This is a genomic window from uncultured Microbacterium sp., assembly GCF_963528945.1.
GTDB lineage: Bacteria > Actinomycetota > Actinomycetes > Actinomycetales > Microbacteriaceae > Microbacterium.
This window is the reverse complement of sequence record NZ_CAURWX010000001.1, coordinates 660,716-672,524: the sequence shown is the minus strand read 5'-3', so window position 1 is coordinate 672,524 and position 11,809 is coordinate 660,716. Positions and strand designations below refer to the sequence as shown.

The following is an 11,809-nucleotide window of genomic DNA, read 5'->3' as shown; positions in this document are numbered from 1 at the left end:
TGTCAGGACCAACCTGGAGCTCATGCCGGCGACATCACGAATCTCAACGCTGTGGACCATCGACGTCCAATCCCCGTAGGTATGCGTTGTACGCGTCCAGGTCGCTGTCCCCGTGGACGTCGCGATATCGGTCCGCTGCCGCCGCCTTCGCCGTGTCATCCCGGAACCACCTGTGCATGACGTACATAAGCATGAGCACGGTCGGTGCCTCGCCGTAGGACCATGCCAGCCCTCCTGCGAGGCGTTGGTCCTCGAGCGGGTTGACTCCGAGCGCTTCGGTCGGAGCGACGAAGGACGTGATAAGGATGGTGCTGCCCATCATGAGGAACACACCGAAGAATGCGTGAAGGGCTGCTTCGGCGAAGACGTCAAGCGCGCGTGCTGCGTGGCCAAGCCGAACGGGAAGCGGGTCGGACGAGAGGATCGGGATCGTGAAGAGCATCCCGGTGATGAGGAAGCCGACCTCCAATGCCATCTGGCCGCCCGGTAGGGCAAGGATGCCGTCGGCAGCATTCGCGAGGTAGAGCCCGTAGAACGCGAGCAGGTACAGAGGCACCGTGCACCACGGGCTCAGGACCCAACGGGCGACGGGGCTGCGCAAGGCCGCGTGCGCAACGGAAAGCACGCCCAGTCCGATACCACTGTGTGGAGTCGCGCGAAGCAGGAGGGTTCCGGGCGATCCGAGCACCAGCAGCGGCGGCACGGTCATCATGAGGGTGAGCTGCTGAAACATGAAGACGGATACGAGTGCGTGCGCGTAGTCCTCGACGCCGAGGCCGGTGACCGCGGCCAGCAGCGCGCATCCGACGAAGAACGAAACGGTACGCCAGACCGGCCACCGTCGCCCTTGCCTCCACAGGCAGATCGCTCCGCAGAGGTATCCGCAGGCGAAGACCGCCGCGACGAAGGGCAGCACCGGGAGATGGACGGTCGAGGGGGCAAGGAAAGTATCGAGGCTGGGCGGTGCGCCGGGTAACTCAAACCTCATGTGGGTAGACCTATCTGGAGAACTCGGATCGCTTCGCGAGATTCGATCTGTGAGCCGTCCGTTCGCGGGTGACCTGCTGGGATAGCGACGGGCGTGACCAGCTGGCGCCCCTCACCTGCGGGCGTAGCGGGCGGCATTCACTTTCGAACGATCCTGATGGTCGCTCCAGCGGCGAGGAACACGACGGCAGCGGCTGGCTGCGCGGCGGTCCACACCGGCCCTGTGAACGGGAACGGCGCCACCGGGTTCCAGAGGACAGCGACAGCGACGAAGACGGGAATCCACCACCAGTGGCGTGCCTGGAAGGCGAACCAGGCAATGATGAGCGCGAAGATGGCCGCGACGAACTGGACCAGGGGTGCCCATCCGGCTGTGATGAGTGCAGGGGCGAGGAAGAGGATCGCAGCGGCGATGAGACTCGGTGCGAGTGCGTTGCGCTGATACTGCGAGGGGGTTCGCTGCTTCTGGGCCATGTCAGGGGTGTATCTCTTTCGTCGGTTGCTGAAGGGGTTCTTGTGCGTTCCGCGGAGGGGTACGTCTCGCCGTCAGGGCGGAGCCGAGGAGGATCGCGGCGCCGATGCCGAGCGCGACATCGGCGAGGTTTCCGATGAAGAGGTCGCCGTAGGCGAGGAAGTCCGTGACGTGGCCACGTCCGAAGGCAGGGGGTGCGAAGAGGCGGTCAGTGAGGTTCCCGACGGCGCCGCCGAGGAGGAATCCGAAGGCTACGGCCGCCGACGTGGTGCGGGTGCGGCTGGCGGCGATGAACAGACACGCCGTGACTCCGACCCCGATGAGAGTGATGACGGCGGTGCTGTCCGCGCCGAGCGAGAAGATGGAGCCCGGGTTGAACGCGAGTTGCAGGCCGAGGAGGTCGCCTAGTAGGGGGATCCGGTGCTGTTGGCTCAGTGTGTTCTGGGCTGCCGCTTTCGTTCCTTGGTCGAGGAGCAGGATGGCGGCGGCGATGATGAGGGCGAGGCCGCTGCGGCAGAGTCGCTCAGGCATCCGCGTGCTCAACTTGTTCTCGGTCCTGTCGGTGACGTCGGCGGCCGGCCATCACCACGCCGATGACTCCGCAGCCGAGGATGAGGATCGGGGCGAGCAGGTACAGCACTGGTGGAAACTCTCCGCCTCCGGAGGCTGTGCCGCCATAGGTCTGCGTGGCCGGAGATGGTGACGGAGTCGGTGTCTCCGCGTTCTCAGTCGGAGTCGGCGTGGGCGTCGGGCTAGCCTCGGCCGCCGCCGTGGGTGGAGTTGTCGCGGGTCCTTCGACTGTGTAGGTGTACTCGCCGCTGATGGGGTGCCCGTCGCTGGAGACGACCTTCCATCGGACGTTGTAGAGCCCGGGTGTCGCCTCCTGGGAGAGGTGCTGGGTCACGAAGGTGGTGCTGACGTCCGCTTCGTCCTGTGCGACATCGTTGCCTGTCTCGTCGATGACCTCGATGACGGCGCTCCCGTCCAGCTCCGTGAGCGCGGCGCTGAACCCGAGGGTTATCTCATCGGGCGAGTTCACGACGCTGCTGCCCGCCGCGGGATATGAGGTGACGAGCTCGTCGTGGGCGAACGCCGCGTTCGCGGGCCCGATGACCGCGAAAGCGGTCAGAAGCAGCGATGCGAAGGCGATTGCTGGGCGGTGATGCTTAGACATGCGTGGAGTGTTCTCCGGAATGAGATTCGGTTTCGATCTGGAACGTGGAGTGCTCGACGCTGATGGCGAAGTGCTGGCTGACGCACTCTTGAAGCGAGCGCAGCAGTGTCGCGGAGTCATCCATGGTCGTTGCGTCGTCCACGACGACGTGAGCGGTGAGTGTCGGCAGATCCGTTGACACTTGCGTGGCGTGAAGATCGTGGACGGCGATGACATGGGGAAGCTCGAGCATGTGTCGGCGGACCTTCTCGAGATCGAGGCCCGTGGGGGTGGACTCGAGAAGCACACGACCGGAGGCCTTCAACAGGACGAGCGTGCGCGGGATGATGAGCAGCGCAATGAGCACTCCGGCTACCGCATCGGCTTGATACCACCCGAACACGGCGATGAGAACAGCACTGAGGATGACACCCGCCGACCCGAGCGCGTCGTTGACAACCTCCAGGAACGCGGCGCGCATGTTGAGGTTGCGGCCACGCCCTCCCATCAGGACCAGCAGAGACGCGATGTTTGCGACCAACCCCACGATGCCGAAGAACAGGAGACTGCCCGACGCGATCTCCGGAGGCTCGAAGAGTCGACGGATGCCCTCGACGAGGGCGAAGAGCCCCACTCCAAGCAGGAGGGTCGCCTGTGCGAGCGCAGCGAGCACTTCTGCCCGTCTAAGCCCGAACGTGTATCTCGGACTCGGCGGCCGGTTCATCAGGCTGGCGGCCGTCACGGCCATCGCTAAGCCGACCACATCGGTCAGCATGTGGGCGGCGTCGACGAGCAGCGCGAGGCTACCCGTGACGACGGCCCCGACCACCTCGATGACGAACACCGAAGCGGTGATGGAGAACGCGACGACCAAGCGGGTCCGCGGCGTTCTGCCACCAGAGGCACTGTGGCTGTGACCAGAAGACATTTGCAGTCCTGACTCTTCGGTGAACGTCCTAGCGGCTACCGAGCGCGGACGAGATGGTGTCTTCGAGGTCCGTCCATCGCTCCAGGGTCACCGGTTGTCCGTCGATGAAGAAGGATGGTGTGCTGCTCACGCCGAGCGCTTCCCCATCGGCAACGTCCTGCTCGACGCGTTCCGCCGTGGCAGGGTCGGCGACGGCGGCATCGAATGCATCCATATCGAGACCGAGGTCGACGGCGAAGTCGCGGAAGATGTCGGGACGGGATTCCTGGCCCTCTCCCCACTGCGCCTGGGTCTCGAATAGCCGGTGGTACATGTCCTCCAGCCGGCCCTGCTGCGCGGCCGCTTCGGCGGCGATAGCCGCATTCTTGGAGTTGATGTGGCCGGGGAGCGGGAAGTAGCGAATCACATACGTGATCTGACCGTCGTACTTCTCCCGGATGTCTTCCACCAGTGGGTAGAAGGCCCCGCACGCCTCGCATTCGAAGTCGAGGAATTCGACGACTGTGACTGCTCCTTCCCCGCCATCGTCGAGGACGTGCGAGTTCTCGCGAACGACGAGCGAGTCCTCCTCGCCGGCGGCAACCGGTTTGGGATCTGGTTGATTCACGACGATGTAGATCAATGCCGCCACCAACAGCAGAACGACGACACCGACGGTCGCGAGGGTTACCTTCGCGGAAGTCTTCACAGCACACACTCCAAGCACGCAGAACAACAGGGCCTCGGCGTCTGCCGAGCGGTCGACATCAGGTGATGATGAGGATGTTCTGGTGATTCAGGTGCGGGACAGCGACAGTTGTTCGAGGGTGAGGGGTGTTGGTGCCGCGAGACCGGTGGACAGAATTGGAGCGGTGCTTCTGGGCGCACTGCTGAGGTGGCGCGAGGAGCGGCGGGTCAGGACCCAGCGCGCGAGAGCGAACAAGAGGATGCAGCAGAATACGCCGAGCAGACATCCCACCGATCCGAGGAGAGCCTCATCGACGGCATCCATCGCGGGCAGGGCGTCCGAAACGGGTGTCGACGCGATGGGCTCAGACGCATGGCTGAGAGCGACCGCTGAACTGGCAGCGACGACACCGAGGGAGGGCGTCTGTTCGCCCTCGTGGTGCCCGCCGACGATAGCGCCTAGGAGGACGATGAGTGAGAGCGCCACCGCCGTAATGATCTTCGTTATCAACCAGCGCGAAGTCAGCGACGCAGGTGCGAGGTACCTGGCTGGCGCGTTCATCCTTGTCCGATTGTAAATCATGGCGGGCAGTGATCTGTGCCGTGCCAGTCCTCGGGGCAGTGGGGAGCACGCGGGCTGCGGGCTCGAGCGCTCCCTCCCGCGTCAGCTCTTCAATGGAACGCGGTCTCGGGCTCCTACAAGCGCACGCACGGCCGCGGGGCGGCGAGCCGCGCGCACGCCGTTGAGGATGACGATGATCTCCGCGACCTCGTGGACGAGGACGACGCCGGCGAGGCCGAGCACACCGAAAAGCGCCAGGGGGAAAAGCACGATGATGATGGCTAGCGCGAGGCCGATGTTCGCTGTCATGATCCGACGTCCGCGTCGCGCGTGCGCCAGCGCAGCCGGGATCAGCCGAAGGTCACGCCCCGTGAAGGCGACGTCCGCAGACTCGATGGCCGCGGCGGATCCCTTCAGCCCCATCGCGATGCCGACCGTTGCCGTCGCCAGCGCTGGTGCGTCATTGATGCCGTCGCCCACCATTGCGGTCGGCTTGAGCGCGCTGAGCTGGCCGATGACCGCTGCCTTGTCAGCCGGGAGCTGTTCCGCGCGGACATCGGTGATCCCCGCCTGCGCGGCGATAGCGTCGGCGGTACGCTGGTTGTCTCCAGTGAGCATGGTCACGTCGATTCCCTGCGCCGCGAGGAGCCGCACCATCTCGCCGGACTCAGGCCTCAGTTCGTCGCGCACGCCGATGAGGCCAGCGGCACGGCCGTCTACTTCGACCGCGACGACAGTCATCCCGTCCCGCGCCATTTCTTCCGCGGGTTCAGCCAGATCCTTGAGGTCGGCGATCCAGCGCACGTTTCCCACGCGCACTGATCTGCCGTCTACGGTTCCGGAGAGACCGCACCCCGCTTCTTCAATGACATCAGTGGCAGTGGCGCGTACGGACGCCGCCCTGTTGATGGCTGCGGCCAACGGATGCGTGCTTGATGACTCGAGCGCGGCGGCGACCGACAGAACATCTTCGCGGCTGAAGGAGAAGGCTGTCGCGACGGTGACGACCTCGGGCTCGTTTCGCGTGAGTGTTCCGGTCTTGTCGAGCGCGACCGTCCGGATGGTGCCGAACTGTTCGAACGTCTCCCCGGACTTGATGACCACACCGTATTTCGACGCCGAGCCGATGGCGCTGATGACCGTGACGGGGACCGCGATGGCAAGCGCGCACGGGGAAGCCGCGACGAGGACGACGAGCGCCCGCTCAACCCATAGGCCGGGATCGCCGATGAGGAACCCGAACAGGACGACGAGAGCCGCTACGACGAGAACGGAGGGTACGAGCGGTCGTGCGATTCGGTCGGCGAGGCGTGCACGCTGGCCCTTCCGCGCGTGGGCTTGCTCGACGAGCTGAACGATCTGAGTGAGTGAGTTGTCGCGCCCATTCGCTGTCGCCTCGATGCGCAGCGTCGCGGAGCCGTTGATGGAACCGGCGGGCACCGTGTCCCCCGGGCCGACCTCGACCGGAATGGACTCGCCGGTGACGGCGGACGTGTCGATACTGGATCGACCGTCAACGACGACACCATCGGTAGGGACGCGCTCACCAGCGCCGACGACGACGATGTCGAGCTCGCGAACCTCGGCAGCCGGGATGCTGACCTCACCGGCGAGACGTGACACACGGGCCGTCTCCGGGATCAACGACAGCAGTGCACGCAGGCCCTCCTTCGCGCGATCCATCGCCCGATCTTCTAGAGCCTCGGCGAGGGAGAACAGGAACGCCAGCGCGGCCGCCTCGCCGACATGGCCGAGCAGCACCGCGCCGACGGCGGCAATGGTCATGAGCAGACCGACGCCGAGGCGACCGCGAACGAGGCGACGGAGCGCTCCAGGCACGAATGTGTACGCGCCTGCGAGGAGTGCCAGCCATTGCAGGATCAACGCTGGCATCGGCATCCCGGCCCATTCGCAGATGTAGCCAGCGAGCAATGCGACTCCGGCGATGGCGGAGGGAAGCAAAGCGGGATCACGCCACCAGGCCGGGCGAAGCTCGTCGTCGTCCGAGTCTTGTTCGACGATGACGGCCGGTCCGCAGCACGCATCGCCGTCGATGTGATCCACGCTCGGAGTCAATCTCCGCTCGTCCTTCGGGTCTGGTCCGCAGCACGCATCGCTGGCAACCACCGACTGTCGCAGCTCGATACGCCTGACGGTCTTGACTGGTCGCGGCTCGTCAGGGCCGCAGCATTCCTCGCTCACCGGGCAACCTCCACGGATTCCACGGCTAAAGTGCAGCACAGGGGTACGTCGCAGGCTTCGTCCATGCACGGCTCGCCATCGTCGTACGCCAGCACGGTGTTGACGAGCAAAGTGATGGCCTTCGTAACATGCGGGTCGGCGATCTCGTAGCGAGTCTGCCGACCTTCCGGAGTCGCCACGACGATCCCGCACCCTCGCAAGCAGCTGAGGTGGTTCGACACGTTGGTGCGGGAAAGCTCGAGCGATTCAGACAGTCGAGCCGGATACCCGGGACCGTTCAGCAACTCGAGGAGAATTCGGGATCGCGTCGGGTCCGCCATGGCACGTCCCAAGCGGTTCATCACGTCTAGGCGCGAAGCAATAGTCAGCACATGATGACCATACAGCAGCCAATGGATCGTTTCCTGACGAGGCGCCACCGTCGCCAAGGAACGTACACCGCCGTCGAAGCTGCTGAGGCCTACGAAATCGCAGGCGAACTCAGAGCGCCACCCGCCCCACCTTCATATTGGTCAGGTTTCGCTGTATAGTCAGTACATGCTGACTATTGCCTCACGACTCGATGTCATGAACCGGCTCGGACGCGCCATGGCCGATCCGACCCGCTCCCGCATCCTGATGTCGCTTCTCACTGCTCCGAGCTACCCCGCGGCGCTCTCACGCTCACTCGACTTGACCCGGTCGAACGTCTCCAATCACCTGACATGCCTCCGAGACTGCGGGATCGTGGTCGCGGAGCCCGAGGGCCGACAGACGCGTTACGAGATTGCGGACCCCCACCTGACCGCCGCTCTCATCGCGCTGCTCGATGTGACACTAGCGGTCGATGAGCACGCACCGTGTGTCGACTCGATGTGCGAAGTGCCGGGATGCTGCCAGACGGGGAAAGACCAATGAGCGCGGCGCTCAGCACCGCTCGACGGGCGACACTGCACCGTCGAGTCAGGTTCATTGTCGGCTTCACGATCTCGTACAACGTCATCGAGGCGATTGTCGCAATCTTCGCGGGAACGCTCGCTTCATCCGCGGCTCTCATCGGATTCGGACTCGACTCGATTGTCGAGGTCTTGTCGGCCGCTGCCATCGCCTGGCAATTCTCACGAAAAGATCCCGAACGGTGGGAAAAGGTCACTGTCCGAGCCATCGGACTGGCCTTCTTCGCTCTCGCGGCGTATGTGACGGTTGATGCCGTGATAAGCCTGGCGAGCCAGGAGGGCCCTGAGCACAGCCCGTTCGGGCTCGGAATTACAGCGTTGAGCCTGGTAATCATGCCGCTTCTGGCGTGGTTCGAGGTGCGTACCGGTCGCGAACTTGACTCGAAGAGCGTCATGGCCGACGCCAAGCAGCTCATTCTGTGCATCTACTTGTCCGGCGCGGTGTTCATTGGTCTGGTCCTGAACTCGCTGTTGGGTTGGTGGTGGGCTGATTCGGTTGCCGCGCTCGTTGTCGCCTTCCTGGCGATTCGGGAAGGCCTCGAAGCATGGAGAGGGGACGTGGAGTCCCCCTTCGAAGTACTCGAAGACCTCGAAGGAAGCGACAACTCAGCGGAACGACGACGGTAGGCGCGCATTCGCCTAGTGGGTCGACCTCGGCGAGGGCGGCGGGACGGTTCGCATAGACTGCTCGTTTGCGTATCACGAATAGACATGAAGGGTGTGGCGTGGACTTCCACGCCACACCCTTCCCCTGTCAGAGGGTTGCGAGGATCTCCTCCATCGTCGCGATCTCGGACGTCTGCGCATCGATGATGGTCTCGGCCAGGGCAATGGCTTCGCTGTTCTGACCGTTGTCGACTTCCTCCTGAGCCATGTCGACGGCGCCCTCGTGGTGCTGGATCATCTGCTCGAGGAACAGCCGGCCGGCGTCCGCACCGGTGGCGTCGTCGAGGGCCTTCATGTCCTCCTCGGACATCATCCCGTCGCCGTGGTCCATGCCCTCCATGTCGGAGGTGTCAGCACCCCAGTCTTCGAGCCACTGCGCCATCTTCTGGATCTCAGGCTCCTGGGCGGCTTTGATCTCCTCGGCAAGGGCGACGACGCGCTCGTCGACGTCATCCTTGCTGAGCAGCATGTCGGACATCTCGATGGCCTGCGCGTGGTGTTCCTTCATCATGCTGGCGAACATGATGTCGGCATCGTTGGCGTCAGCGGATGCCGGGGCGGAGCTGCTGCCGCCGTGGTTCATGCCCGGCATGTCGCCACCGGAGCTGGTTCCCGCGCAGCCGGTGAAGGCGAGCAGAGCGGTGAGGGTGATGGCGGCGGTCGCCACAGAACGGTTCTTCATGATGGTTCTCCAAGAGTCGGTGATGACGCCCAGCGGGTCGCTGGACGAGCGTTGTGTCCACGAGGCGCGGGCGCGGCGCTGCTCACGTACGACTGATGCAGAGAACGGTCAGGGAGGGCGGACGGAGAGGGTGACCCGTCGGTCGCGCCCACAAAAGGAGGTGCAGGATGGTCAGCTGCGACAGTGAGTGCCACCATGCAGCGGGACGTGCGAGCAAGATGACGGCGACGAGAAGCGCGAGAACGCACGCCATCCATGTCATCCCGGCGTCCTCGAAGCACCCGGCACATCCCGCGTCGTCGCTCGGCAAGGCCGGTGCGGGAGCAGTGAGCTCATGGTGCGTCTCGGTGACGTTGCCGACAGCAACGGTGTCGCTGTGCCCGGAGGCCAGGGCGTGGGTGTTCATGGAGTGCATCGCCAGCAACCCGAAGATGACACCGAGGGCGACAGCGACCACCGTGATGACGCTGCGGGTGAGCGAACGCCGGCCCTGCACGCGTCGTGCGAGTGTCGTCAACATCCGCTCACCTCCCTCCCGTCCAGCGTACGTAGCGCCCTCTGATGCGACTAGTTCTTGATGACTTCCTCCGGGGCGAGGTTCAACCGGCGCAGCAGCTGAGCGTTCAGGGCCACGACGATGGTCGACAGGGACATCAGCACCGCACCCACCGACATCGGCAGCAAGAACCCGATGGGGGCGAGAACACCGGCGGCGAGAGGAACCGAAAGGAGGTTGTAGCCGGCAGCCCACCACAGGTTCTGCTTCATCTTCCGGTAGCTCGCCCGAGACAGCTCAATGACCGACAGCACCGAGCGCGGATCGTCGCTGGCGAGGATCACTCCCGCCGATGCGATGGCGACGTCGGTTCCGGCACCGATGGCGATCCCGACATCGGCCTGAGCCAACGCGGGGGCGTCATTCACGCCATCACCGACCATCGCGACCTTCCGCCCCTCGGATTGCAGCTCCTTCACCTTCGACGCCTTGTCCTCCGGCCGCACCCCGGCGAAGAACCGGTCGATACCCAGATCTGCGGCCACGGACGCGGCGACGGCCTCGGCGTCGCCCGTGATCATGACCACCTGCACGTCGCGGTCGTGCAGAGCCTGGATGGCCGGGCGGGACTCCGGTCGGATCTCGTCCGCCAGCCGTAGCGCGCCCGCGACCCCGCCGTCAACGAGGACATGGAGGATGATAGCGCCCTCCTGCCGCCACTCGTCGGCCACGGCGAGCTCGGATGCGTTCTCCTGCTCGAGCATGTACGGACCACCCACCTGGATGGTGCGGGCGCCCACCCGTGCTCGGACGCCGACAGCTGGCGACGACTCGAAGTCCTGCGAGCTCGGAACGGTGAGGTTTTTCTCCTTCGCGGTGGCCACGATGGCCCGCGCAAGCGGGTGCTCGGAGTCAGCCTCGGCCGCAGCCGCGAGCGCGAGCAGTTTATCCCGCGATATGTCGCCCGCAGGTTCGATGGCGGTAACCGCGGGGGTTCCCTTGGTGAGCGTGCCGGTCTTGTCGAACAGCACGGTGTCGACCGTGCGCATGCTCTCCAACGCGAGGCGATCCTTCACCAGACACCGCTCCGGGCGGCGCGCTCGGTGGCAATGGACACGACCAGCGGGATGGCGAGGCCCAGCGCGTGCGGGCAGGCGATGACGAGCACGGTGATGGTGCGGATCACGGCCTGATCCGGCAGGCCGACGAGCGTCCACACCACGGCGGTGAGAACTCCGGCGCCGAGGGCGAACCAGAACAGCCAACCGGCCGCGCGGTCAGCGAGACGCTGCGCGCGCGACGACGAGCTCTGAGCCTCCGTAACGAGCTTCTGGATCCCCGCGAGAGCAGTGTCCTGCCCGACAGCGGTGATCTCAACCCGCAGCCCAGAGTCCGCGGCGACGGTACCTGCAATAACCTGGTCGCCGTCAGCGCGACGCACCGGACGCGACTCCCCGGTGATCATCGACTCGTCCATGCTCGCCGAGCCCTGCACGATGCGGCCGTCCGCGGGAACTCGTCCGCCGGGGCGGACGACGACCACGTCGCCGACCTGCAGATCGGCCGGTGCGACCGTAACTGTCGCCTCGCCGTCGACCTTCTCCGCCTCGTCGGGCAGCAGGGCGGCGAGCGAGTCCAACGCGGACGTCGTCTGCGCGAGAGAGCGCATCTCGATCCAGTGGCCGAGCAGCATGATGACGATGAGGAGCGCCAGCTCCCACCAGAAGTCGAGCTCGTGATGCAGTAGTCCGACACTCGCTCCCCAGGATGCGAGGAACGCCACGGTGATGGCGAGCGCGATGAGCAGCATCATGCCGGGCTTACGCGCCCGGAGCTCGCTTACCGCACCGGTCAGGAACGGTGCCCCGCCCCAGACGTACAAGACCGTTCCGAGGACCGGCGACACCCACATCACCCACGCCATGTCGGGCAGCGTGTAGCCGAGCAGCATCGAGAACATCGTGGAGAAGCCGACCACAGGTATGGCGAGCACGAGCATGATCCAGAACAGACGTCGGAACTGCCCGACGTGGTCGCCATGACCACCGTGACCACCGTGC

13 protein-coding genes and 1 pseudogene are annotated in these 11,809 nt (G+C 65.2%); 3 read left to right on the top strand and 11 right to left on the bottom strand.

The window, feature by feature from the left end; genetic code table 11:
- Positions 1-43: 43 nt before the first annotated feature.
- The 6 genes from RWS82_RS03040 to RWS82_RS03015 form a co-directional block, all read right to left on the bottom strand.
- Complete coding sequence (locus tag RWS82_RS03040) at positions 44-988, bottom strand: cytochrome c oxidase assembly protein (RefSeq protein ID WP_400190055.1); 945 nt, start codon at positions 986-988, stop codon at positions 44-46.
- Positions 989-1,125: 137 nt separating this feature from the next.
- Positions 1,126-1,461 (bottom strand): DUF6804 family protein, encoded by a 336-nt coding sequence (locus tag RWS82_RS03035; protein ID WP_314646768.1) that lies wholly within the window; start codon positions 1,459-1,461, stop codon positions 1,126-1,128.
- 1 nt (position 1,462) lies between these two features.
- On the bottom strand, positions 1,463-1,990 hold the full coding sequence (locus RWS82_RS03030; protein ID WP_314646765.1) for a signal peptidase II: 528 nt from the start codon (positions 1,988-1,990) through the stop codon (positions 1,463-1,465).
- Positions 1,983-2,633 carry a copper resistance protein CopC gene (locus tag RWS82_RS03025; RefSeq protein ID WP_314646761.1) on the bottom strand — a complete coding sequence of 217 codons (651 nt, stop codon included), beginning with the start codon at positions 2,631-2,633 and terminating at the stop codon, positions 1,983-1,985. The genes RWS82_RS03030 and RWS82_RS03025 overlap by 8 nt, the downstream gene beginning before the upstream one ends.
- Positions 2,626-3,540 (bottom strand): cation diffusion facilitator family transporter, encoded by a 915-nt coding sequence (locus RWS82_RS03020; protein ID WP_314646758.1) that lies wholly within the window; start codon positions 3,538-3,540, stop codon positions 2,626-2,628. The genes RWS82_RS03025 and RWS82_RS03020 overlap by 8 nt, the downstream gene beginning before the upstream one ends.
- Before the next feature lie 28 nt (positions 3,541-3,568).
- Positions 3,569-4,228 (bottom strand): thioredoxin domain-containing protein, encoded by a 660-nt coding sequence (locus RWS82_RS03015; RefSeq protein ID WP_314646755.1) that lies wholly within the window; start codon positions 4,226-4,228, stop codon positions 3,569-3,571.
- 82 nt (positions 4,229-4,310) lie between these two features.
- Here RWS82_RS03015 and RWS82_RS03010 point away from each other — a divergent pair, with 82 nt between their 5' ends.
- Positions 4,311-4,784, top strand: coding sequence for a hypothetical protein (locus RWS82_RS03010; RefSeq protein ID WP_314646754.1), 474 nt, complete (start codon positions 4,311-4,313; stop codon positions 4,782-4,784).
- Positions 4,785-4,870: 86 nt separating this feature from the next.
- Here RWS82_RS03010 and RWS82_RS03005 read toward each other — a convergent pair whose 3' ends face one another.
- Positions 4,871-6,832: a heavy metal translocating P-type ATPase gene (locus RWS82_RS03005; protein WP_400190054.1), complete on the bottom strand. Its 1,962-nt coding sequence runs from the start codon at positions 6,830-6,832 to the stop codon at positions 4,871-4,873.
- A 134-nt stretch (positions 6,833-6,966) separates the two neighbouring features.
- The gene (locus tag RWS82_RS03000) at positions 6,967-7,341 is read right to left on the bottom strand and encodes a metalloregulator ArsR/SmtB family transcription factor (RefSeq protein WP_314648164.1); all 375 of its coding nucleotides are present in this window, start codon (positions 7,339-7,341) and stop codon (positions 6,967-6,969) included.
- Positions 7,342-7,507: 166 nt separating this feature from the next.
- Between RWS82_RS03000 and RWS82_RS02995 the strand changes: the two genes are divergently transcribed.
- Positions 7,508-7,867, top strand: a complete 360-nt coding sequence (locus tag RWS82_RS02995; protein ID WP_314646751.1) for a metalloregulator ArsR/SmtB family transcription factor — start codon at positions 7,508-7,510, stop codon at positions 7,865-7,867.
- Positions 7,864-8,532: a cation transporter gene (locus RWS82_RS02990; protein WP_314646750.1), complete on the top strand. Its 669-nt coding sequence runs from the start codon at positions 7,864-7,866 to the stop codon at positions 8,530-8,532. The genes RWS82_RS02995 and RWS82_RS02990 overlap by 4 nt, the downstream gene beginning before the upstream one ends.
- Before the next feature lie 127 nt (positions 8,533-8,659).
- On the opposite strand, the gene RWS82_RS02985 is transcribed toward RWS82_RS02990, so the two are convergent.
- The 3 genes and pseudogenes from RWS82_RS02985 to RWS82_RS02975 all read right to left on the bottom strand — a co-directional run bounded on the left by RWS82_RS02985 (position 8,660) and on the right by RWS82_RS02975 (position 11,748).
- Entirely contained in the window at positions 8,660-9,253 is a 594-nt protein-coding gene (locus tag RWS82_RS02985) for a DUF305 domain-containing protein (protein WP_314646748.1), read from the bottom strand.
- A gap of 82 nt (positions 9,254-9,335) precedes the next feature.
- Positions 9,336-9,773, bottom strand: coding sequence for a DUF6153 family protein (locus RWS82_RS02980; RefSeq protein WP_314646745.1), 438 nt, complete (start codon positions 9,771-9,773; stop codon positions 9,336-9,338).
- A 47-nt stretch (positions 9,774-9,820) separates the two neighbouring features.
- Positions 9,821-11,748: pseudogene (locus RWS82_RS02975) on the bottom strand (heavy metal translocating P-type ATPase).
- Positions 11,749-11,809 lie beyond the last annotated feature (61 nt).

What these genes read in the sequence shown, in the direction of transcription:
- RWS82_RS03025 (WP_314646761.1), bottom strand. Translation starts at nt 2,633, where the DNA reads ATGTCTAAGCATCACCGCCCAGCAATCGCCTTCGCATCGCTGCTTCTG.
- RWS82_RS02995 (WP_314646751.1), top strand. Translation starts at nt 7,508, where the DNA reads ATGCTGACTATTGCCTCACGACTCGATGTCATGAACCGGCTCGGACGC.
- RWS82_RS03035 (WP_314646768.1), bottom strand. Translation starts at nt 1,461, where the DNA reads ATGGCCCAGAAGCAGCGAACCCCCTCGCAGTATCAGCGCAACGCACTC.
- RWS82_RS03030 (WP_314646765.1), bottom strand. Translation starts at nt 1,990, where the DNA reads ATGCCTGAGCGACTCTGCCGCAGCGGCCTCGCCCTCATCATCGCCGCC.
- RWS82_RS03040 (WP_400190055.1), bottom strand. Translation starts at nt 988, where the DNA reads ATGAGGTTTGAGTTACCCGGCGCACCGCCCAGCCTCGATACTTTCCTT.
- RWS82_RS03020 (WP_314646758.1), bottom strand. Translation starts at nt 3,540, where the DNA reads ATGTCTTCTGGTCACAGCCACAGTGCCTCTGGTGGCAGAACGCCGCGG.
- RWS82_RS02985 (WP_314646748.1), bottom strand. Translation starts at nt 9,253, where the DNA reads ATGAAGAACCGTTCTGTGGCGACCGCCGCCATCACCCTCACCGCTCTG.
- RWS82_RS02980 (WP_314646745.1), bottom strand. Translation starts at nt 9,773, where the DNA reads ATGTTGACGACACTCGCACGACGCGTGCAGGGCCGGCGTTCGCTCACC.
- RWS82_RS02990 (WP_314646750.1), top strand. Translation starts at nt 7,864, where the DNA reads ATGAGCGCGGCGCTCAGCACCGCTCGACGGGCGACACTGCACCGTCGA.